General features: G+C 73.1%; 18 protein-coding genes. 13 read left to right on the top strand and 5 right to left on the bottom strand.

Annotation, left to right across the window (positions count from 1 at the left end; translation table 11 throughout):
* The first annotated feature begins 37 nt into the window (after positions 1-37).
* The 5 genes from FHS22_RS06420 to FHS22_RS06400 all read left to right on the top strand — a co-directional run bounded on the left by FHS22_RS06420 (position 38) and on the right by FHS22_RS06400 (position 3,251).
* Positions 38-877, top strand: coding sequence for an isocitrate lyase/PEP mutase family protein (locus FHS22_RS06420; protein WP_184939280.1), 840 nt, complete (start codon positions 38-40; stop codon positions 875-877).
* 211 nt (positions 878-1,088) lie between these two features.
* A complete protein-coding gene (locus tag FHS22_RS06415) occupies positions 1,089-1,691 on the top strand; it encodes a PadR family transcriptional regulator (protein ID WP_184939279.1) in 603 nt (200 codons plus the stop codon).
* Positions 1,692-1,807: 116 nt separating this feature from the next.
* A complete protein-coding gene (locus FHS22_RS06410) occupies positions 1,808-2,209 on the top strand; it encodes an SgcJ/EcaC family oxidoreductase (protein ID WP_184939277.1) in 402 nt (133 codons plus the stop codon).
* Positions 2,206-2,607 carry a hypothetical protein gene (locus FHS22_RS06405; RefSeq protein WP_184939275.1) on the top strand — a complete coding sequence of 134 codons (402 nt, stop codon included), beginning with the start codon at positions 2,206-2,208 and terminating at the stop codon, positions 2,605-2,607. Before FHS22_RS06410 ends, FHS22_RS06405 begins: the two co-directional genes overlap by 4 nt.
* A 236-nt stretch (positions 2,608-2,843) precedes the next feature.
* Positions 2,844-3,251, top strand: a complete 408-nt coding sequence (locus tag FHS22_RS06400; RefSeq protein ID WP_184939273.1) for a helix-turn-helix domain-containing protein — start codon at positions 2,844-2,846, stop codon at positions 3,249-3,251.
* Positions 3,252-3,257: 6 nt separating this feature from the next.
* On the opposite strand, the gene FHS22_RS06395 is transcribed toward FHS22_RS06400, so the two are convergent.
* From FHS22_RS06395 to FHS22_RS06380, 4 genes are all read right to left on the bottom strand, one after another.
* A complete protein-coding gene (locus FHS22_RS06395) occupies positions 3,258-3,728 on the bottom strand; it encodes a hypothetical protein (RefSeq protein WP_221473303.1) in 471 nt (156 codons plus the stop codon).
* Positions 3,729-3,918: 190 nt separating this feature from the next.
* Complete coding sequence (locus tag FHS22_RS06390; protein ID WP_184939271.1) at positions 3,919-4,602, bottom strand: aquaporin; 684 nt, start codon at positions 4,600-4,602, stop codon at positions 3,919-3,921.
* A gap of 65 nt (positions 4,603-4,667) precedes the next feature.
* Positions 4,668-5,756: a S1C family serine protease gene (locus FHS22_RS06385; protein WP_184939270.1), complete on the bottom strand. Its 1,089-nt coding sequence runs from the start codon at positions 5,754-5,756 to the stop codon at positions 4,668-4,670.
* Between the two features lie 19 nt (positions 5,757-5,775).
* The gene (locus tag FHS22_RS06380) at positions 5,776-7,260 is read right to left on the bottom strand and encodes an AMP-binding protein (RefSeq protein WP_184939268.1); all 1,485 of its coding nucleotides are present in this window, start codon (positions 7,258-7,260) and stop codon (positions 5,776-5,778) included.
* 134 nt (positions 7,261-7,394) lie between these two features.
* Between FHS22_RS06380 and FHS22_RS06375 the strand changes: the two genes are divergently transcribed.
* The 8 genes from FHS22_RS06375 to FHS22_RS06345 all read left to right on the top strand — a co-directional run bounded on the left by FHS22_RS06375 (position 7,395) and on the right by FHS22_RS06345 (position 21,265).
* On the top strand, positions 7,395-8,666 hold the full coding sequence (locus FHS22_RS06375) for a hypothetical protein (RefSeq protein WP_184939267.1): 1,272 nt from the start codon (positions 7,395-7,397) through the stop codon (positions 8,664-8,666).
* 54 nt (positions 8,667-8,720) lie between these two features.
* Positions 8,721-10,919 (top strand): acyl-CoA dehydrogenase family protein, encoded by a 2,199-nt coding sequence (locus FHS22_RS06370; RefSeq protein ID WP_184939265.1) that lies wholly within the window; start codon positions 8,721-8,723, stop codon positions 10,917-10,919.
* A 57-nt stretch (positions 10,920-10,976) separates the two neighbouring features.
* Entirely contained in the window at positions 10,977-12,569 is a 1,593-nt protein-coding gene (locus tag FHS22_RS06365) for an MmpA family trehalose lipid delivery protein (protein ID WP_184939263.1), read from the top strand.
* 132 nt (positions 12,570-12,701) lie between these two features.
* Positions 12,702-12,833: a hypothetical protein gene (locus FHS22_RS37825; RefSeq protein ID WP_255529966.1), complete on the top strand. Its 132-nt coding sequence runs from the start codon at positions 12,702-12,704 to the stop codon at positions 12,831-12,833.
* Positions 12,834-12,991: 158 nt separating this feature from the next.
* Positions 12,992-14,296 carry a glycosyltransferase family 4 protein gene (locus FHS22_RS06360; protein ID WP_338047622.1) on the top strand — a complete coding sequence of 435 codons (1,305 nt, stop codon included), beginning with the start codon at positions 12,992-12,994 and terminating at the stop codon, positions 14,294-14,296.
* Positions 14,297-14,304: 8 nt separating this feature from the next.
* A complete protein-coding gene (locus tag FHS22_RS06355; RefSeq protein ID WP_260407717.1) occupies positions 14,305-18,435 on the top strand; it encodes an alpha-(1->3)-arabinofuranosyltransferase in 4,131 nt (1,376 codons plus the stop codon).
* On the top strand, positions 18,432-19,409 hold the full coding sequence (gene pgfA, locus FHS22_RS06350; RefSeq protein WP_184939258.1) for a cell envelope lipid trafficking protein PgfA: 978 nt from the start codon (positions 18,432-18,434) through the stop codon (positions 19,407-19,409). The genes FHS22_RS06355 and pgfA overlap by 4 nt, the downstream gene beginning before the upstream one ends.
* Entirely contained in the window at positions 19,406-21,265 is a 1,860-nt protein-coding gene (locus FHS22_RS06345) for a hypothetical protein (RefSeq protein WP_184939256.1), read from the top strand. The genes pgfA and FHS22_RS06345 overlap by 4 nt, the downstream gene beginning before the upstream one ends.
* On the opposite strand, the gene FHS22_RS06340 is transcribed toward FHS22_RS06345, so the two are convergent.
* Positions 21,246-21,989, bottom strand: coding sequence for a class I SAM-dependent methyltransferase (locus tag FHS22_RS06340; RefSeq protein ID WP_260407716.1), 744 nt, complete (start codon positions 21,987-21,989; stop codon positions 21,246-21,248). The two genes, FHS22_RS06345 and FHS22_RS06340, sit on opposite strands and share 20 nt — an antisense overlap.
* Between the last annotated feature and the right edge of the window lie 21 nt (positions 21,990-22,010).

The following is a 22,010-nucleotide window of genomic DNA, read 5'->3' as shown; positions in this document are numbered from 1 at the left end:
TGCTCCTCGTACGGCGTGTGCTGATTTACTGATCGATATGACGACTCTTCATGACAAGGCGGTTCTGTTCGGTTCGCTGCACACGGGCGGCGAGCCGCTGGTCCTCGCCAACGCGTGGGACGTCGCCAGCGCGCTGCTGGTGGAGGAGGCGGGCGCGAAGGCGGTCGCGACCACCAGCGCCGGGGTGGCGTGGAGCCTCGGCGCGCCCGACGGAGACCGGCTCGACCGGGACCGGGCGCTCGGCCTCGTGGCCGGGGTCGCCGCCGCCGTGGACGTCCCCGTCACCGCCGACATCGAGAGCGGCTTCGGGGAGAAGCCCGAGGACGTCGCCGACACCGTCCGGGGCGTGCTGGAGGCGGGCGCGGTGGGCGTGAACATCGAGGACACGGTCCGCGGCGCGTCCCGGGGGCTGCGGCCGGTGGAGGAGCAGGCCGCCCGGCTCGCCGCGGCCCGCGCGGCCGCCGACGCGGCGGGGATCCCGCTCTACATCAACGCCCGGGTGGACGTCTACGGGCACCCGGGCGGCGACCCGGAGACCCGGCTCCGGGCGGCTCTGGACCGGGCCGCCGCCTACCTCGCCGCCGGGGCCAGCGGCATCTTCGTGCCTTTCGTCACCGACCCCGGGACGGTGGAGGCGCTGGTCCAGGGGGTGGGCGCGCCGCTGAACATCCTGGCCGGGCCGGGCGCCCCGGCCGTCGGGGAGCTGGCCGCCCTCGGTGTCGCCCGGGTCAGCACGGGCTCCTCCGTCGCGGTGGCCGCCTACGCCGTCGCCCGGCAGGCCGCCCGGGAGCTGTACGGCGCCGGCACCTACGGGGCCCTGTCCGGAGAGCTGACGTTCGGCGAGCTCAACGCCCTCATGTCCGACCGCGGCCAGTGAGCCGGTCCGGAGATCCTGTCGCAGATCGCAAGGACCGCGAGGCCGGACTACGTGACGACGGTGTTCGCCTGCCGGATCGTCGGCGGCGAGCCGGTGGCCGACGGGAGGGAGGCGGCCCGCACCGGGCTCCGGGCACCTGGTTCGGGCCGGCCTGACGGTCGGTCCCAAAGTTCGCTATAGTGCAAAATGCAATATAGCGAAAGGTATCACGATGGCGCGACGTCCCGATCTGGTCGGCCTCACCGTGCTGGCCATGCTCTCGGTGCGCGCCAGCCATCCCTACGAACTCCACCGCTTCATCGTCGATACGCACAAGGACTACGTGACGGGGTTACCCAGGAGCCTCTACCACGCGGTCGAGAAGCTCGCAGGCGAGGAGCTGATCGTGCCGGTCGAGACCGGCAGACAGGGCCGCCGGCCGGAGCGCACGGTCTACGAGATCACCGAAGAGGGTCGCGGGGAACTGTCGACCAGACTCCGCGCTCTCCTTGAGAATCCCGTCCCCGACCGCCGGACGTTCACCGCGGCCATCTCCCTCATCGGTGCCCTGCCGGTGCCCGAAGCGCTGCGAGCCCTGCGCACCAGAGCTGCGACGCTCGAAGGACTGCTGGCCGGGATGGACGCTCACCTGCGCGCCCTGGAGGACGGCGGCCTGCCTGACGTCCTGATGATCGAGGTCGACTACGAGCGTGCGATGAAGGGGACCGAACTGGCCTGGGTCCGGCGCATCATCGCCCGCCTGGAATCGGGAGAGCTCGACTGGCCGGGCACCGTCAGACAGGACCTGCTCTCGCAGGTGCTCGGCGAACCATGAGAAAGCGGCTGCCGGGGTGCGCCAACACCCCGGCAGCCGGACATCCGAACAAGGCGCCTGCCCTGTCTGGACCTGCAATCCCCAGGATAGGCGCCCCGACCAGAAGGAATCGCGCCATGTCCGTGCACACGGAGATCACCGGCCTGCTCACCCGCCTCGCCGAGGCGTGGAACGCGGGCGACGCCACCGCCTACGCCGCCCTCTTCACCGAGGACGCCGACTACATCACCTTCAACGGCATGCACAGCGAGGGGCGGGCGGCCATCGAGTCCTCGCACCGCCGGCTCTTCGACGGCCTGCTCAAAGGCTCCACCATGTCCGCCCCGGACGGCCGGGCCAAGGTCAAGCCGCTGGCCGACGGGGCGGTCCTGGTGGTCTCGGCAGGAGGCACCGAGCTGGCAGGCGAGCATCGTGCCTCGATCGTCTCCTTCACCGCAGTCGGCACACCCGAGGGCTGGCGGTTCGCCTCCTTCCAGAACACCAGGACGTCCCTCCCCGGCACCGGGGCGGCGCGGTGAGCGGGAAGAAACTGATCACCGAGGTCGCCGGGATCGTCGAGGCACCGCCCGCCGCGGTCTTCGACGACCTGGCCGGGGCGCTGCTGCCCGACGGGCGGCGCACCGGCCGGTTCACCGTCGAGGATCTGCCCGGTCATACCTCCGCCGTGGAGGTCGCCGGCCATACCATCTCCTTCCAGGGTGGCTGGTGGTACCGGGGTGAGTGGAGCGTCGAACCGCACTCTGAGGGCGCGCTGCTCGTGCACCGGGTCTTCAACGTCGCGCAGGGGACGCGGTGGGGTGTACTGCTGGCCAACCGCTTCTTCATCGGCTTCGCCGGCCGTACACGGCAGGGGTTCGCCGAGAGCCTCGTGCGGACGGGACGGCGCCTGCGGTGCGCGACCCGTCTGGTCCAGTGAGCTGGTCCTGAGTTGGAGCGCTGGTCCGGAGATCCTCGACAGGATCTCCGGACCAGCTCACTAGCCGCAGCTGGGCAGGCCGCATCTTCGGGGTCTCTCCTCGGTGGCATCTTCCGTCCGAGGCTCAGGGGGCGTTCTGGTCGGGGCCGTGGAGCGGTGGACGGCAGCGAGGAGGCCGCTGTTCAGAAGAGGAAAGTGTGTATCATATATGTTACGTCGAGTGGGGGGTGGGATCGATGTCCGGTCTCTTCTGGGAGGACCTGCAGCGGGATCTGGAGGATCCGGAGTTCCTGCGCGAGTACGTCGCCGAGACGGTCAAGATCACGGCGATTGACGAGATCGTCAATGCGCTTGAGGAGGCCCGGGTGTCGGCCGGGCTGTCCAAGGCCGACCTGGCCCGGGCGATCGGGGCCGAGCCGGCGACCGTGCGGAGGCTGTTCTCCTCGGGCAATGCCAACCCGACTCTCGGTACGCTCGCGGTGCTGGCCGCCGCGCTGGGGCTGCGCATCTCGATGGAGCCGCTGGCGGAGGCGGATCGGCAGGCTGTCACCGAGCCTCTCCGCTCGGGTTGTACGGCGGAGCAGGGGATCCGCCGGGTCGCCGAGATGCGCGGTGGCCGACGCTGGACGTCGATACCGGCATAGTGAGACTCAAGCGATCGAGCGTGGGTTGCGGGATAGGTATTCCTCGCCGAGGCGGCGCACCGCGGCATAGTCGGCGGGAGACAGGGCTGTGCGGTAAGGCTTGTCGAGCCCGGTGATCACGACGAGGAGCGGCCTGTCCGTCTCTTTTGCCTCGTAGTCCAGCAGGCAGTACAGGCGGTAATGATGACGGCCCTTCCCTCCTGCGGGCTTGGGCCCGTCGAGGCGAACTTCGAAGTAACCCGACACGTCGCCGTGCATGGCCTCCCAGTAGCCGCCCCCGGAAAAACGTGATGGCGGCGCCGTCGCGACGGCCACCAGAACCGCGGTGGACTTGGCGCGCACGCCGGTGGGGCATGCGGCGAGGAACTGCCTGGCGGGGATCGCTCCGGTGGGGTCGTCGTCGGAGTGCCTGTGGAAGAAAGTGACATCGTGAGGGTCGTCACGATGTGGGCGGGTACGCGGCGGCAGGGGAGTCACGTTAAGTGACTATATCGTTACGATGCGACCGAATATCGGGTTCTAGACATACCCAGAACCTCTTTCGGGCTGGATGACGGTTCGAAAACCTGAAATGCAGTGGTATGGCCCCTCTTCTGGGTGATGGCGTCAAGGTACACCGCGTCACCTGAGCGCCGTGTCTTCCACGGGGCCGGCTCTGGATCCCCGATCAGGGGGCGTTCTCGCCGGGGCCGTGGAGGTGGTGGAGGGCGGCGGCCAGGAGCGCCGCGGCGGCCCCGCCGACCAGGGGGGCGGACAGGAACAGCCAGAGCTGTTCGAGCCGTTCCCCGCCCGCCAGGAGGGCGGGACCGAGGGAGCGGGCGGGGTTGACCGAGGTGCCGGTGAGCGGGATGCCCACCAGGTGGACCGCGGCCAGCGCCAGGCCGACGGCCGGCGCGGCGGCCAGGCCGAGGGCCACGCGCTCGGTCACCAGCAGGTAGGTCAGCACGAGCGTCATGGTGAGCAGCGCCTCGACGAGGAACGCCCCGGTGCTGTTCACCGTCATGCCGAAGCCGTTAGAGCCCAGCGCCTTCGTCTGGTCGGTGATCTCCCCGAGGCTCAGGGTCAGCTTGAGCACGGACGCCCCCGCGACGCCGCCGAGCAGCTGGGAGAGGACGTAGCCGCCGGCCTCCCCCGCGGACATGCGCCCGGCGACCAGCATGCCCAGCGTCACCCCCGGGTTGACGTGGCAGCCGGAGACCGGCCCGATGCCGGCGGCGAGGGCCAGCAGCACCAGGCCGAAGGCGAGGGCCACCCCGACGGCACCGATCTTGTCGATGCCGAACACGGCGCTGCCCACGGCGAGGTAGACCAGGATGAACGTGCCGGCGAACTCGGCCGCGTATCGCTTCATGTGTCACCGCTTTTGGGACGGAGTGTCGATCGGTCGCCGGGGGGTTCGCGCGGGGAGGCCGGAGCTCACCCCGACGGGTTGGTGGGAAGCTCGCCCAGGGGGACGGTGACGGTGGTGGTGGAGCCGTCGGGACGCAGGAGCTCCACGGTGGCCTGCCCGCCGGGATCGAGGGAGGCCAGCAGCTCGGACAGGGCCTGGGTGGTCGGGACCCGGGTGCCGTCGACCGAGACGATCACGTCGCCGGGCTCGACGCCCGCCTTCTCCGCGCCGCCGCCCCGGGTCACCCCCACGACGCCGACCCCCGCGGGCCTGCCGTCGGGACCGGCCACCGTCTGCACGGTGACGCCGAGGGCGGCCCGGCGGGTGTTGGTGACCCGGCCGGTCTTGACGATCTGGCCGGCGATGTCGGTCGCGGTGTTGGAGGGGATCGCGAAGCCGATGCCGGGAGCCGCGCCGCCGCCCAGTTCGGGGACGGTGGCGGCGAGGGTCGGGATGCCGATGACCCGGCCCGAGAGATCGACCAGCGCGCCGCCGCTGTTGCCCGGGTTGATCGCGGCGGAGGTCTGGATGGCGCCGGTGATCGTGGCGCCCGGGGAACCGGCCTCCGCGGGCTCGGTCACCGTACGGCCCAGGGCCGAGACGATGCCGTTGGTCACGCTGCTGCCCAGGCCGAGGGGGTTGCCCATGGCCAGCACGATCTGGCCCACCCGCAGCTTGCCGGAGTCGCCGAACGTCGCGGGCCGCAGGCCCGACGGGTCGTCCACCTTGATCACGGCCAGGTCGCCGAGCGGGAAGGACTCGACCAGCCTGGCGCGGCGGGGAGCGCCGCCGGTGGCCAGGGTGACCTGGAAGTCGGTGGCCCGGCCCACCACGTGGGCGTTGGTCACGATGTGGCCGGAGGTGTCGTAGATGACACCGGAGCCCAGGCCGGTGCTGGTGTTGATCTGCACGATGGACGGCAGCACCGCGGAGATGACCCTCTCGTAGGCGGATTCCAGGGCGAGAGGGTCGTTCTCCGTGACGGGGGCGGGGGTGGTGGCGCCGGACGAGGCGGCGGCCGTACGGGACGTGTCCGGGCCCGCGACCGGGCTGCAGCCGGCCAGCGCCAGGACGGCGGCGGCGAGCAGCGTGAGAGGTGCCGGTGGTCTCTCCATGCGGGGAGACCTTCCCCGCTCATGGCGAAAGATACGTCTCGCGGAGGCCGGTGCGGCTCAGCTTGCCGGTGGGGGTGCGGGGGAGCTGCTCGCGGTACTCGACGACCCGGGGGTGCTTGAGCCGGGCGAGCCGGCCGGAGCAGTGCTCCAGCAGGGCGGCGGTGAGGTCCGGGCCGGGCTCGGCGCCCGGCGCGGGCTGGACGAGGGCGACGACCCGGTGGCCCCACTCGTCGTCCGGCACGCCGATCACCGCGACGTCGGCGACCGCGGGGTGCTCCAGGAGCACGGCCTCGATCTCGGCGGGGTAGATGTTCACCCCGCCGGAGATGATCAGGTCGGTACGGCGGTCGCAGAGGAACAGGTAACCGTCGGAGTCGAGGTAGCCGATGTCGCCGGGGGTGTAGAGCCGCCCGCGCATCGACGCGGCGGTCTTGGACGGGTCCCGGTGGTACTCGAAGCGGTTGATGCCGCCGATGTAGACCAGGCCGGGTTCCCCGGGCGGCAGTTCCTCGCCGTCGTCGCCGACGATGGTGAACTCCAGGCCGTCGATCGCCCGGCCCACCGTGCCGGGCCGGGCCAGCCACTCGGCGGAGGAGACCATCGTGGCCACGGCGGCCTCGGTCGAGCCGTAGTACTCCCAGAGCACCGGGCCGAGCCAGTCGATCATCGCCTGCTTGGTGGCGGGCGGGCAGGGCGCGGCGCCGTGGTAGAGGTGCGTCAGGGAGGACAGATCGTACTTTTTCTGGATCTCTTCGGGGAGCGCCAGCAGCCGGTGGAACATCGTCGGGACCATGAACGCGTTGTTCACCCGGTACCGCTCGACGAGCTCCAGGACCCCCTCGGCGTCGAACCGCTCGGTCGTCACCACCGCGTGGCCGTACTGCAGCGCCATCATGGCCTGGCCGTACGGGGCGGAGTGGTAGAGCTGGGAGAGCACCAGGTGCACGCCGTCCGGCGGGAGCGCGAAGTGCCGCCAGCTCTTGCGCATCAGGATCGGGTAGAGGTCCTCGGGGCTGAGCTCGATCAGCCGGCGGCGCACGCCCTTGGGCCTGCCGGTGGTGCCCGAGGTGTAGAGCATCATCGACCCGGCCCGGCGGCCGGGGGGCGGGGTGGCGGGGTGGTCCGCGGCGAGGGCGCCGACCTCCTCGAACCCGCCGGGCACGGCCCTGCCGTAGCGGGCGGAGCTGACCACCGCGCGCGCCTCGCAGTCGGCGATGATGTAGCCGATCTCCTCGGCGGTGTAGTGCCAGTTGACCGGGACGTGGTAGGCGCCGATCTGGTAGGTCGCGAGCATCATCGTGACCGCGTCGACACCGTTGGGCAGGACCGTCACCACGGTGTCGCCGGGGGTGACGCCCCGGGCGAGCAGGCCGTGGGAGACCCGGTTGACGCGGTCGTGCAACTCGCCGTAGGTCAGCGTGGCGCCGCTCGCGCCGGTGGTGAGGCCCTCGACGACGGCGGTGCGTCCGGGGTCGGCGGCGGCGATCTCGTAGAAGCCCCTCATGAGCGCGACCATACAGAACGACATTCTGTTCAGGGAAGGGGGGTATGCCGCGACCTGCGATAATGCCTCGGACCTGGAAGGAGTCCGAAGAGATGAGGTACACCGATCGCCGGGGTTCGCATAGCCTGACAGCCATGGCGGACGTCGGCGGCAACCCCTCCGGGCGCTCTGGTGACGGGCATGTTCCCTCCTACGACGCGCCCACGGCACCCATTCCCGTCGTCTCCGCCGAAGACGGCACGGTGATCACCCCCCGCGTGCCCCGCCGCTTCCCCGTCGGGGACGGTGAGGAGACCGTCCTCGTGCGCCGGCTCCCGTCCCCCGGCGGGCCGTCCGCGAAGGAGCCGGCCGCGGAAGAACCGGCCGCGCAGGAATCTCCCGTGGAGGAATCCTCCCCGGAGGAGCCTCCCGCGGAGGAGCCCCCCGCGGAGGAGCAGGTCGCGGACGGGTCGCCCGCGGATGAACCGGCCGCGGACGAGGCGACTGCGGACGAGGCGGCGGCGGAGGAGCAGGCCGCGGACGAGGCGGCTGCGACGTCCGCCGGGCGGACCGAGGCCTCTCCCGCTCCGGCCGGCGGTACGGCGGGAGGCCCGCCCGACGACGAGACCACTGGACCGTTCCGCCTCGGCGCCCCGCCGGTCCCGGCGGCGCCCCGGAGGCAGGGGCTCGGCGCCAGGCTGCTGACCCGGATCGGCGACATCCCGGTCAGGGCGGTCTACAGCGTCGGCGCCGCGCTCGGCACCGCCCTGGCGGTCTTCCTGATCTTCTCCCTGTTCTCCGGGGACACCCCCGCCGATCCCGTGCAGGTGCGGAGCACCGCCCCCGCCTCGCCGGGCACGCCGACGCCGGTCGCCGCCGAGATCACGCTGCCCGCGCTGCCCCGGGCGACCCCGCTCAAGGCGCTGCCCGGTACGGCGAGTCCGGTGCTCGGCACCGTGACCGACGCCAAGGCCGCGATCTCCTACGCGAAGCTGGGCGCGCCGTGGACGACCGCGGCGATGCCGCCGTTCTCCGCGGGGCAGCGGGCGGGCGGGACGCGCCTGCCGCGGGCGATGGCGGTCTCGGCCCTGCTGCCGGGGGAGAAGCCGAGGGCCGAGCTGGAGACCGACGCCGACTTCAAGAAGGCGGCGCTGACCGCGGTGGAGTGGACCGTCCGCCATCACCACCCGGCGGGCGCCGAGGTCGTCTGGACCGCCTCGCAGAAGCTCGCGACCGGCAAGGGCTGGGTGCTCGGCTACAAGGTCACCTATCTGGTGGGTGACAAGACCCGCACCTCGCAGGCGGCGCTCGCGCTGCTGGACATCGGCCAGCGCAAGCCGGCCATGTTCTTCGTGACCGTGCCGGACACCCGCAAGCAGCTCTGGGCGGACATCGCCCCCCTGATCGCGAGCGCCCGCGCGTTGTAACGGAAACACCTTCTAGAATATGGTTCTGCCACTGAACCGTTTCTGGAGGCTGTCATGGCGATCGGGTTGAGCGAGGAGCACGAGGCGCTCCGCGAGTCGGTGAGCGGCTGGGCCGAGCGCAACATTCCGTCCGAGGTCGTACGCGCCGCCATCGCGGCCGAGGGCGAGCAGCGGCCCGGCTTCTGGCCGGGCCTGGCCGAGCAGGGCCTGCTCGGCCTGCACATCCCCGAGGAGCACGGCGGCAGCGGGTACGGCCTGCTGGAGACGGCCGTCGCGGTCGAGGCGCTCGGCGAGCGGGTCGCCCCCGGCCCCTACGTCCCGACGGTGCTCGCCAGCGCCGCGATCCTGGCCTCCGACGGGAAGGCCCACGCCGAGCTGCTGCCCGGTCTCGCCGACGGCACGCTGACCGGCGCGGTCGCGCTCTCCGGCACGATCACCGGCACCCGGGGCGAGGACGGCGCCCTGACGGTCACCGGCACCGCCGAGACCGTGCTCGGCGGCGCGCTCGCCGACGTCCTGGTGCTCCCGGTGAGCACCGACCGGGGCGAGGAGTGGGTCGCGGTGGACGCCTCCGCGGCGACCGTGACCCCGGTCAAGTCGCTGGACATCACCCGCGGCGTCGCCAAGGTCGAGCTCGACGCGGCCGCCGTACCGGCCGGGCGGATCCTGGACGGCCTGCAGGGCCCGGCCGTGCTGAACCTGGCCGCGGTCATCCTGGGCGCCGAGGCCTCGGGCGTCGCCTCCTGGTGCGTGACCGCCGCCGCCGAGTACGCCAAGGTGCGCGTGCAGTTCGGCCGCCCGATCGGCCAGTTCCAGGGCGTCAAGCACAAGGCCTCGCGCATGCTCGTCGCGCTGGAGCAGGCCCGCGCCACGGTCTGGGACGCGACCCGGGCGGAAGGGCGGGAGCTGGACTACGCCGCGGCGATCGCGGGCGTGGTCGCGCCGGACGCCGCCGTGCAGTGCGCCAAGGACGCCGTCCAGATCTTCGGCGGCATCGGCTACACCTACGAGCACGACGCGCACCTGTACTACCGCCGCGCGCTCACCCTGCGCGCCCTGCTCGGTCCGGGCTCCGAGTGGGCGGAGTCCGTGGCCTCGCTCGCGCTGGACGGCGTCAGCCGGGAGATGGAGATCGACCTCCCCGAGGACGCCGCCGCGCTGCGCGAGTCGATCCGCGAGGAGGTCGCCGGGATCGCGAAGCTCTCGGGCCAGGAGCAGAAGCGGGCGCTGGCCGCCGGCGGGTTCGTCATGCCGCACCTGCCCCGGCCGTGGGGCCGCGACGCCAAGCCGCTGGAGCAGGTGCTCATCTTCCAGGAGCTCAAGGCCGCCAAGGTCAAGCTCCCCCAGATGATCATCGGCGCCTGGGTGGTGCCGTCGATCGCCATGTACGGCACGGCCGAGCAGCAGGAGCGCTTCCTGCCCAAGACGCTCAGCGGCGAGATGATGTGGTGCCAGCTCTTCTCCGAGCCGGGCGCCGGCTCCGACCTCGCCGCGCTGCAGATGAAGGCGGAGAAGGTCGAGGGCGGCTGGAAGCTCAACGGCCAGAAGATCTGGACCTCGGTGGCGCACGTCGCCGAGTGGGGCATCTGCATCGCCCGCAACTCCTCCGAGGGGTCCAAGCACGAGGGCATCACCTACTTCCTGGTGGACATGAAGGCGCCCGGCGTCACCGTCCGGCCGCTGACCGAGATGACCGGTGAGAACCTGTTCAACGAGGTCTTCCTCGACGACGTGTTCGTCCCGGACGAGCTGGTCGTCGGCGAGGTCGGCGAGGGCTGGAAGGTGGCCCGCAACACCCTGTCCAACGAGCGCGTCTCGCTCTCGTCGGGCTCGGGGGGGACCGGCGCCTCCGTTCCCGACCTGCTCGGCCTGGCCGGGCGGCTCGGTCGCGAGCTGACCCCGGCCGAGCGCCAGGAGCTGGCCCGGGTGGTCTGCGAGGGGCACTCGATCAACGCCCTCGGCCTGCGGGTGACGCTGAAGCAGCTGACCGGGGGCGAGCCCGGTGCGGACGCCTCGGTCCGCAAGCTGCTCTCCACCTCGCACGCCCAGCACGTCTCCGAGTGCGCGGTCGGGCTGCTCGGCGTCTCCGCCGTGGTCGCGGCCGACATGAAGCTCGGCGACCCGGGCTACTGGAACCGCGCCGTGCTGGCCACCCGCGCGATGACGATCTACGGCGGCACCACCGAGGTGCAGCTCAACATCATCGGCGAGCGCATGCTCGGCCTGCCCCGCGACCCCGAGCCGGGCAAGTAGCCCCGTAGGAGGCGGCAGCCCCGGGCCTCCCCCGGGGCTGCCGTAGTGTCTGGCGGTATGCGGACAGAACGGGCCAGAGCGCTGGCGCCCGCCGTACTGGGGCTGCTGCTCGGCGTGCTGGCCCTCGGGCCCGCGCTGGGGCCGGGGTTCGTGCTCCGCTACGACATGGTGTTCGTGCCGGACCCGCCGCTCACCCTCCCCGGGCAGGGCTTCCCCCGGGCGGTCCCCAGCGACCTGGTGGTCGCGCTGCTCTCGGCGGTCCTGCCCGAGCAGGCGGTGCAGAAGGCGATCCTGCTCGGCGTCTTCGTGCTGGCCGCGTCCGGGGCGGCCGCGCTCGTGCCCTCGGACCGGCTCGGCCCGCGCCTGGCCGCGGCGGCCTTCTACGCCTGGAACGCCTACCTGGCCCAGCGGCTCCTGCTCGGCCAGTGGGCGCTGCTGCTGGGCGTCGCCGGGCTGCCCTGGGCGGTGCGGGCGGCGGCGCTCGGCGGGCGGCTCCGGCTCGTGGCCGCCCTGCTCCCCGCCGCCGCCGGCGGCTTCCAGGCGATGCTGGTCTCCGTACCGGCCGTGCTCGCCACCGCCGCGACGGCGCCCCTCCCAGCGCCCCTCCCTGCGGCGCGCGTCCGCCGGGTGGGGGAGGCGGCGCTGATCCTGGGCGGGCTGAGCCTGCCCTGGCTGGTCCCCGCGCTGCTCAGCGCGGCCACGACCGATCCCGCCGGGGTGGACGCGTTCGCGGCCCGGGCCGACGGCCCGTTCGGCGTGCTCGGCAGCCTGCTCGGGCTGGGCGGGATCTGGAACGCGCACGCGACGGTGCCCGGGCAGGACTCCTGGTGGTCGGCCGGCGTCCGGCTGGTGCTCGCCGCGGTCGCGGTCCGGGGGTTCGTACGGCTCCGCGCCGGGGCGCGGGGGGCTCCGCCGTACTGGACCGGGCTGGCCGCGGCGGCGGGGGCGGGACTGGCGGTGGCGTGCCTGGGGCCCTTCGCGCCGGGGCCGCTGAAGGCGCTGATCGGCTGGTGGCCGGGGTTCGGCCCGCTCCGTGACGGCCAGCTCCACCTGGCCTCCTTCGCCCTCCTCCAGGCCGTGGGGCTGGGCGGTGTCGCAGCGGGGCCGGTGCCCGGTCCCGGCGCCGGCCCGGCTCCGTCCGCCGGCGGCCCGGCCTCGCGGGCCGTCGCGGCGGTCGCGGTGGCCGTGCCGGTGCTCGTGCTGCCCTCCTTCGCCCTGGGGGCGTTCGGCAGGCTCGCGGCGGTGGACTACCCGGACGAGTGGCGGCGGGTCCAGGCGATCGTGAACGCCGATCCGGCCCCGGGCGCGCTGCTCTCGCTGCCGTGGGGGGCGCACCGGGCCTTCGGGTGGAACGGCGGGCGGGTGATCCTCGATCCGGCGAGCAAGATGTTCGCGCGCAGGACGGTCTGGAACGACGAACTGCTCGTCGGGCTGCCGGACGGGGGCCGGATCACGGTCGCGGCGGAGGATCCGCTGGTCACGGAGGTGGAGACGGCGCTGGAAGGGCGGCCGGAGGACCGGGTCCGGGCGCTGGCGGCGCTCGGGGTGCGCTACGTCCTCGTGCATTCGGGTGATAACGCGTTCCACGGCGGCGCCACCGTGTTCCAGGGGGAGGAGCTGCGCCTCCTGCGCCTCGGCCACCCTCGCTGAGCTGGAGTTTCCCCAGTTCATCGCGGTACCCGACGGTAACTTACTTTGTCACGTTTTTACTAAGCCTATGGCTTATGAGGTGGATCACGTTCTACTCTCGGCACACTGTCCGAATCCAGGAGGGAGAGTCCAGTGATACGAGTGCTCGCAGCACTGGCCGTCGGGGCGGTTCTTGCGGTCGGCGCCTCCGTGGCAGTAGTCAACGTGGCCGCGCCCACGCCGGAGCCTCCCAACCGGCCGCTGTACAACTACGGCGACAAGTGATCCGGGGGGTCGGCTGACGGCCCCCCGGATGCTCCTCCACCGGTCGTGCCCGGCCGGATCTCGCTGATCGGCACCACCGAACACCACTGAACAGCACGGGGCAGGCTCCGCCATGCCCTGATCCAGGCATGCGCCGCCGTCGAAGCGAAGGAGAGATCGTGGCCTTAACCGGTGGGAAGGCGGACGCCGCACCGCACACGCCGGCCCCCCGGCCCCGGCTGAGCGTCGAGGCCGCGGGCGTGTCCGAGGCCCCGCTGCGCGGGGTCCGGGTGGCGGTGCTGAACTTCCGGGAGCCGCGGCAGTCGGTGGCGGGCGGCGCGGAGGAGTACGCCTGGCAGGTCAGCCGCTACCTCCTCGCCCAGGGCGCCACGGTGGACTTCGTGACCAGCAGGGAGCCGGGCCAGGCCGCCTCCGAGCGCCTCGACGGCATCGCGCTGCACCGGATGGGCAACCGCTACCTCGTCTACCTGCTGGTCCCGCTCTGGCTGCTCTTCCGCCGCCGCTCGTTCGACGTCGTCATCGACTCGATGAACGGCATCCCGTTCTTCTCCCCGCTCGTCGTGCGGCGCCGTACCCCGGTCATCTGCCTCGTGCACCACGTGCACGACCGCCAGTTCTACGCGTTCTTCCCCGCCTGGCTGGCCAGGATCGGCTGCTTCGTCGAGGGGCCGGTGGCCCGCCTGCTCTACCGCCGGTGCACGACGGTCACGGTCTCCGAGTCGTCCAGGAACGACCTGCGCGCCCGCCTGCGCTGGCTGGCGCCGATCCAGGTCGTGCCCAACGGCGGCTCCGCGGCCCGCCCGGTGGCCCGGCAGGCCGCCGACGGCGACCCCGCCGTGGTCTACCTGGGCCGGCTGGTCGGCCACAAGCGGGTCGAGCGGGTGATCGCGCTCGCCGCCGACCTGCGCGAGCGCCGTCCCGGCCTGCACGTGCACGTCGTCGGCCGGGGCCCGGAGTCGGAGTTCCTGGCCGCGTTCGCCGCGGGGTCCGGCGTCGCCGACCGCGTCCACCTGCACGGCTTCCTCTCCGAGCCGGAGAAGAACGCCGTGCTCGGCTCCGCCCTGCTGAACGTCACCGCCTCGGAGTTCGAGGGCTGGGGGCTGACGGTGATCGAGGCGGCGGCCTTCGGCGTGCCCACGGTCGCCTACGACGTGGCGGGGCTGCGCGACTCGGTCCGGGACGGGGTGACGGGCTGGCTGGTCCGCGAGGGCGAGTCGTTGTCGTGCACGGTGGACCGGGCGATCGGGGAACTGGCCGATCCGGTGCGGCGGGCGGAGATCCAGCAGGCCTGCCGGTCCTGGGCGGGTGAGTTCACGTGGGGACGAACCGGCGCTACGATAACCGGACTAATCACCGCAGAACTCACTGCGGTCGACCGTCGCCGCCAGCCCGCGAGCGCCTGTGGCTCGCTGACCCGGACCCCCGACCTCCGTCTCGCCGTGGGTGAGACCGACCCCACTTGAGCCTCGTTTTGACCCCTGACCGCACGGATACCGCCTCCACCCGGCTGCGGCATCGGCTGCGTCTGCTCGCTGGGTGCCTGCTGCTCGGGGCGATCGCGTTCAACACCTCGCCCGGCCAGGTCATCTCCGAGACCAAGGTCGACATGGCGCTCAACCCGCTGGGCTTCCTGTCCCGGGCGGCCCACCTCTGGGACGGGGCGTTCTTCGGTCACCTGCAGAACCAGGCGCACGGCTACTTCTTCCCGATGGGGCCGTTCTACGCCCTGTTCGAGGCGCTGGACATGCCCCCGTGGAGCGTCCAGCGGCTGTGGATGACGGCGGTGCTGTGCGCCGCCTTCGTCGGTGTGGAACGCCTGGCCCGCGCGATGGGCATCGGCACACCCGCCACCCGGCTCCTGGCCGGTCTCGCCTACGCGCTGGCGCCGCACGCGATCGCGCTGATCGGGATCAACTCCTCGGAGTTCCAGCCGAGCGCGGTGCTGCCGTGGATCCTGCTCCCGCTCGTGCGCGGTACCCGGGGGGACGCCGGCCCGCGCAGGGCGGCGGCGCTGTCGGCGCTGGCCTTCGTGTTCGCCGGCGGCATCAACGCGGTGGCCGAGCTGGCGGTGCTGGTCGTCCCCCTGCTGTACCTGCTCACCCGGAGGAAGGGACCGCGCAGGCGGAGGCTGCTGGCCTGGTGGCTCGGCTGCGTCGGAGCGGTCTCGATGTGGTGGCTGGCCCCGCTGCTCGTGATGGGCCAGTACATCTTCTCCTTCCTGCCGTTCATCGAGACCGCGAGCGCCACCACGCAGGTCACCTCGCTGCTCAACATCCTGCGCGGCACGTCGACCTGGATCTCGTTCCTGGCGGTGGACGGCCGCGCGTGGCTGCCCGCCGCGTTCGAGCAGGCGGCCGATCCCCGGCTGATCGCGGCGACCGCGCTCGCCGCAGGGCTCGGCGCCGCCGGCATCGCCGCCCGCGCCACCCCCGAGCGGGCCTTCCTCGCCGTCAGCGCCCTGGCCGGGATCGCGATCGTCTCCTTCGGCCACGCCGACGCGCTGGCCCACCCCTGGACCGAGCAGGTGCGGGCGCTGCTGGACGGCCCGCTCGCCCCCTTCCGCAACCTGCACAAGTTCGACGCCCTGGTACGGCTCCCGCTCGCGCTCGGCCTGGCCGCGCTCCCGCTGGCGGCGCCGGTCCGGCTGCGCAGGCCCGTCCTGGCCGCGGCCTCCGGCGCGGTCCTCCTCACCGCGACGCCGGTGGCCTTCGCCGGGGTCACGCCCACCGGGGGCTTCACCGAGCTGCCCGGCTACTGGCGGGAGGCGGCGGCCTGGCTCAACGAGCACACCGGCGACGGGATGGTGCTCGCCGCGCCCGGCTCGCGCCGCGGCGAGTACACGTGGGGGCGTCCGATGGACGAGCCCATGCAGTCGCTGCTGACCGTGCGCTGGGCCGCCCACAGCAACGTGCCGTGGGGCTCGCCCGGCCTCGCGCGCCTGCTGCAGGCGGTGGACGAGCGCTTCGCCGCCGGCCGGGGCTCGCCGGGCCTCACCTCCGCGCTGCGCCGCATCGGCGTCACCTACCTGCTCGTCCGCAACGACCTCGCCCGTGAGACGCTCGGCACGGCCTGGCCCGCGCGGGTGCACGAGACCCTCGACGAGTCCACCGGCCTGCGCCGGGTCGCCGCCTTCGGCCCGGAGGTCGGGTCCGCCTCCAGCCCCGCCGCCTCCGGCTGGTTCGACCAGCCGTATCCCGCCCTGGAGATCTACGCCGTCCCCGATCCCGCGCCGCAGGCCGCCACCGTCCCCCGGGAGGGCACGCTCCGGGTGACCGGGGCGCCGGAGGCCGTGCTCGCCCTGGCGGAGGAAGGGCTGCTGACCGACGACCGGGCCACCCTGCTCGGCGACGAGCCGGAGGCCGACGTCGTCTCACCCCGCAACACGGTGGTGACGGACACGCTGCGCCGCCGCGAGCTCGTCTTCGGCGACGTGCGCCGCTCCGCCTCGAACACGCTCACCGAGGACCAGCGCCTGGAGCGCGGCGCGCCCTCCGACCTGACCGACCCCGCCTGGGAACGCGCCACCGCGACGGCCGACTACTCCGGCATCCTGGACGTCGTCGCCTCCTCCGCGGAGTCGTCCGTCACGGCGCCGGCGGATCGGCGCGACCCCGGGCGGCAGCCGTACGCGGCGCTCGACGGCGATCTGCGCACGAGCTGGCGCTCCGACGGCTGGAGCGGCGCGGTCGGCCAGTGGCTGGAGGTGCGCTTCGTCGAGAGCATCGAGGTGCCGCGGATCACGGTGGCGTTCGAGCAGTCGGCCGGACCGCCGGTGTCGGAGGTCTCCTTGGAGACGGCGGCGGGAACGCGGCGGGTCGCGGTGAGCGAGACGATCGCTCCGCAGTCCGTCGCCCCGCCGGCGGGCAAGAGCTCCTGGCTGAGAATCCGGGTGACCAAGCTGGCGGGCGGCGCGAGGACGGCGTTCGGCAACCGCGTCGGGATCGCCGAGGTGACCGTCCCCGGGGTGAAGGCGGCCCGCCGGATCGTGGTCCCCGCCCAGGGCGAGTCCGACCCCGGCGCGGTGCTGCTCACCCGCCAGGGGACCGCGCCCGCCTGCGTGCACGGATCCCGGACGTGGACCTGCTCGCCGTACCTGGAGATCCAGGGGGAGGACGGGTTCGGGTTCGACCGCGAGTTCACCGTCAGGACCGGCGGAGCGCGCCTCATCACGGGGCGGGCCACGCTGACCGACCCGGTCTCGGCCCGGCGGCTCACCACCCTGCCGCGCGTCTTCCCGAAGATCGCGGCTTCCTCCACGGCCACCGACCATCCGGCGGTGATCGGCCGTTCGGCGATGGACGGCGACCTGGGCACGCTCTGGTACGCCAACACCGCCGACCCGAACCCCACCCTGACCGTCGAGCTCGGAAGGAGGACGACGGTCTCCCGGCTCCAGGTGATCTTCCCCGACTCCTACCTGGGCCAGCCGCCGGTCAGGGTGACCGTGCGGGGCGGCGGCCGTACCGTGCGGGGGTGGATCGGCCCGGACGACCGGATCGCCTTCACCCCCCTGCGGACCGACCGGCTGGAGATCACCTTCACCGCCTCCGCCTCGCGGCCGATCGAGGTGGCGGAGATCGGCATCCCGGGGGTCGAGCCGCTCGCTTCACTGGACTCGTACCCGCTCCGGCTGCCCTGCGGGTACGGGCCTTCGCTCGTCGTGAACGGCAACACCGTCCCCACCGAGATCGTGGACGGCACGCTGGGGGACGTGGTCGGCGGCCGCCCGCTCGGCTACCGCTCCTGCGAGCCGGTCGAGCTGGCGGCCGGCGCGGCACGGGTGGGCGCCGGCTTCCTCGACGCCTTCCGGATCGAGTCGATGCTGCTGCGCCCGCCGGCGGATCCGGCCGCCGGAGCGCGCGCCCTCCCGGCCCGCGCCGAGACGTGGGGGCCGGCGGAACGGCGGGTGCGGATCGCCACGTCGGAGCCCTCCTACCTGGTGGTCAACGAGAACCACAACCGCGGCTGGAAGGCCTACCTGAACGGCCGGGAGCTGATCCCGGCCCGGCTGGACGGCTGGCGGCAGGCCTGGGAGGTGCCGGCGGTGACGGGCCTCGTGACCTTGCGGTACGAGCCCGACTCCATGTACCGGGCGGCGCTGCTCGGCGGACTCGCCCTGGTGCTCCTGGTGGCTGCCGCGGCCTGCGTCCCCGCCCGCCGCACGGCGCGGCGCCCGGCGGGTACGGCTCCGGCCGCGATCCGCGCTGCCTGGGTCTGGCCGCTCGCCCCGGTGGCGGGGCTGTGGACCGGAGGTTTCGCAGGAGCCGCGATCGTGTGCGGGGCGCTGGCCCTGTACGCCTGGCTGGAGGCGGTCGCCCAGGCCCGGCACGCGCGCGGCGGCCTGCTCCCCGGCCTGGCGGGCGCGGTGACCGCGCCGTGGTCGTTCGCGGTCCCGCTCGGTCTGGCCGGGCTGGTGCCCCTGGCGGGCCGGACGCTCGGCCTTCCCGCGGGAAGCGCATCCGCCGAGATCGTCGTCCAGGTACTCTGCCTCGTCGCGGTCGCCGGGTTGCTGGCGGCGGTCCCCGGACGCGGGAGCACCCCCGCGGAGCCGGAGACCCCCGTCCTCGAACGGCGGCGGGAGATGGCGGCGGTGGCCCCGTGACCAGGCTCCGGATCCCCTGGGCGGCCGCCCTGGCGGCGGGCGTCTTCTTCCTCACCTTCGCGGGGCTGCTCCGCTTCCAGGTCTACGAGAGCGTCCTGGTGCTGCCGCTGGAGCAGAAGCGGACCCACCGCATGGCCACGGCGGCGGGCGCCTACTTCGACACCGGCACGCTCGTCTCCCGGACCGGCGTCCCGCTCGTGTCCACGACGACGCTCAGCGGTGACACCGCCGCGGGAGACGAGAACACCGCGGTGTGGGTGGAGTTCACCTCGCTCGCCACCGCCGAGGGCAGGCGGATCGACTACCACGAGCGGCGGACCGCCTTCGACCGCAGGACCGGGACGGCGGTCGGCTGCTGCGGGCAGTACGTCGACGAGAACCGCCACGCGTGGCAGTCGGGCCTGGCGTTCCGGCTGCCCTTCCGCGCCGAGCCGCGTGCCTATCCGATGTACGACACGGTGCTGCGCCGGGCGGCCCTCCTCCGGTTCGAGCGGGAGGAGGAGGTCGAGGGCGTCCGGACCTACCGCTACGGCTACACCGCGGGCCCGATCAAGGTCGAGGACGTGGCCGGGGAGTTCCCCGGGCGGGTCCTGGGACTGCCCGAGCGACGCACCGTCGGCGTCTCCCGGTACGCCGAGGTGACCCGCACGCTCTGGGTGGAGCCGGAGAGCGGCCTGACGGTGAAGACCGAGGAGCGGCACCGGCAGGTCCTGCGCACCGTCGACGGCGTGGAGCGCATGGTGAGCCTCCGGGCCGACCTGGTCATGTCCCGCGAGGACGTCGTGGTCAGGGCCGCCGAGGCACGGAGCTTCGCCCGGTGGGCGCTCGTCGTCCGGGACGTGATGCCGGGGGCGTTCCTCGTGCTGGGAGCCGCGCTGTGCCTGCTCGCCGTAAGGCAGCGCAGGGCGGGATCCGGGGGGCGGACGACGCCGGTGCCGGAGCCGGAGATGGAGATGGAGATGGAGGCCGTGTGAACGGCGGGCCGGTCGAGATCGAGCTGAGGCTGCCCAGGTGGACCGCGCACCCCGTCCTCAGGCGGAGCGGGGTCGTCGTCGCGGGGGTCGCCCTGATCGCCCTGGTGACCGTGCTCAAGGCCGTCGCGCTGGGGGAGTCGTACTTCTTCGAGGACGATCTGATCTTCACGGCGTTCGCCGCCGAGCGGCCGCTGGACTGGGACTTCCTCACCCGCGTGCACATCGGGCACCTGATGCCCGGCGGGTACGCCCTCGTGTGGGTGATCACGAGGATCCACGCCCACGGCTGGATGCTGGCGTCGGTCATGATCCTGCTGCTCCACGTGGGCGCGGGCCTTGCGTTCTTCCGGCTGATGCTGCTGCTGTTCGGGCGGCGCTGGCTGGTGCTCGTCCCGCTGGCCGTGTCGCTCTTCGCCCCCGCGACGATCCAGACGGTCACGTGGATGGCGGCGGCGATCAACATCGTCCCGCTTCAGATCGCGCTCTGCATGGCGCTGTGCTCGATGGTACGGCTGGCCGCGGGCCGGGGGGTCCGGCACGGGTTCGCCACTCTGGCCTGGACGCTGGCGGGTCTGGTCTTCTTCGAGAAGGCCGTGTTCATACCGGTGGTGCTCTTCGCGGTGACGGCCTGGTTCCTGATCGACAGGGGCTGGCTGACGGGCATCGGCGAGGCGCTGCGCCGCTTCTGGTGGCTCTGGGCGGCGCATCTGCTCCTTCTCGCGGGTTACAGCGCGTTCTACCTTTCGCTGCTGGGCGCCTCGGGGTCGATGGGGCTCGGGCTCCCCGGGCCCTCGGCGGCGGCCGACTACGGATTCTGGTTCCTCGTCCAGGCCGTTCCGCTGCTGGTCACCGGCAGTCCGGTCGGCTGGGCCGCCGGGGAGCCGATCGGGCCCGTGGTGGAGCCGTCGTTCGTCACGGTGGTGCTGGCGTGGGTGGTCATCGCCGCGGTGGTCGCGGTGACGATCCGCCACCGGCGGAGGGTCTGGCGGGCATGGGCGCTCGCCGCCGGGTTCGTGGTGTTCGCCGACGGGCTGATCACACTGCTGGCCCGGGCACGGGTCTACCCGGAGCACGCGTTCGAGAGCCGGTACATCGCCGACTCGGTCCCGGTCACGGCGCTCTGCCTGGCATTGGCCCTCATCCCGATGAGGGGGGAGGGCCTGCCGTGGCGGCGCCCTCCGTTCGCGGGGCACCAGGTGGTGGCCGCGGCGGCCGCCGCCTGCTACGTGGTCTCCGGGACAGGTTCGGCCGCGGCCTTCGTCGGGCTGGTCGGGGACGAGATCCCTCGCGGGTACTTCGCGAACGCCCGCACGGAGGTGGCGCGGCTGCGCGGAACCGCCCAGGTCTATCCGACCCTGGTCCCCGACCGGATCCTGTTCCCCTGGCACGGGGTGGAGATGCGGCTCAGTTCCTTCCTGGTGGCGCCCGGGGTGGAGGAGCGGGACCGGGAGGCGCTCCGGCGGCCGGGGCCGGCCTACCGGGGCGTCACCTTCGACGAGGAGGGACGGCTCCGGCCGTTGAGGATCTTCGGCGGGTTCGCGGTGCCCGAGGAGGGGTCCCGGTGCTTCCCCCTGGACGGCGGCCGGGCGCTCACCGTCGGCCTGCGCGCCGAAGGGCCGGGGAACGTGGTGAGGATCGACTACGAGGTCCGCGAGCCCGTCGGCGTCACCGTGCGGACCGGTTCGGCGGACACCCGGCTGGTCCTGGCTCCGGGACACCGGCAGGTGTTCTTCCCGGTCCCGGTCTACCGGGGGGACATGCGCGTCACGGTGGACCAGGGGGCGGTCCGGCCCTGCCTGCGGGCCGTCACGCTCGGCGTGGTCCTGCCGGAGGAGGTCAGCGGCGGCGCAGGATGAGCAGGAGGTTCCAGCTCACGATCTCGCGCACCCCCGGGACGCGGATGACCCAGGTGGCCCAGCGGGGGTGGTAGCGGGGCAGGGCGGCCAGGATCTCGACGTCCGGCCGCCGCCGCGCCCAGCGCAGCGCCGCTCCCACGGAGACGGGGTAGAGGCTGGTGCCGTACACGTTCTTGGGGGGCTTGCCGTACCGGCGGGTGTAGCGGGCGGCGGCCCGGTGGCCGCCGAGGTAGTGCCAGGGGGAGGTCTCGTGGCCGCCCCACGGGGAGAGCCAGTTGGTGAAGGACAGGTAGACCACGCCGCCGGGCCTGGTGACGCGGACCATCTCGTCGGCCATCCGCCACGGGTCCGGCACGTGCTCCAGGACGTTGGAGGAGAAGCAGACGTCCACCGACCCGGTGGACAGCGGGATGTCCAGGGCGCTGCCGAGCACCGCGCCCTCCGGGGCCGCGCCCTGGCGGGCCATCATCTCCCCGGCGTCGCAGTCCACGCAGACGGGCCGGGCGCCCACCGCCCGCAGCACGTCGGTGAAGTAGCCGGGGCCGCCGCCGACGTCCGCGACGAGCGCTCCGTCCAGCTCGGCGTGGACGGCGAGCTGGGCGACGGTGTCCCGGGCGAGCATGCCGTAGAAGAAGTCCGGGTCGCTCTGCTCCTTGCGGAAGGCGCCGAGCAGCCGGACCGACCGGGCCAGGGTGGCGCGGAACGGTGCCTGCGGAGTCTCCAAATGCTGCTCCTCGCCGCGATG

Origin of the sequence: Thiemannella venezuelensis (genome assembly GCF_014203605.1) — a bacterium.
In the GTDB taxonomy this organism is placed as follows: domain Bacteria; phylum Actinomycetota; class Actinomycetes; order Streptosporangiales; family Streptosporangiaceae; genus Planomonospora_A; species Planomonospora_A venezuelensis.
The sequence above is the reverse complement of the archived record's forward strand: the minus strand, read 5'-3'. Positions and strand labels throughout refer to the sequence as shown.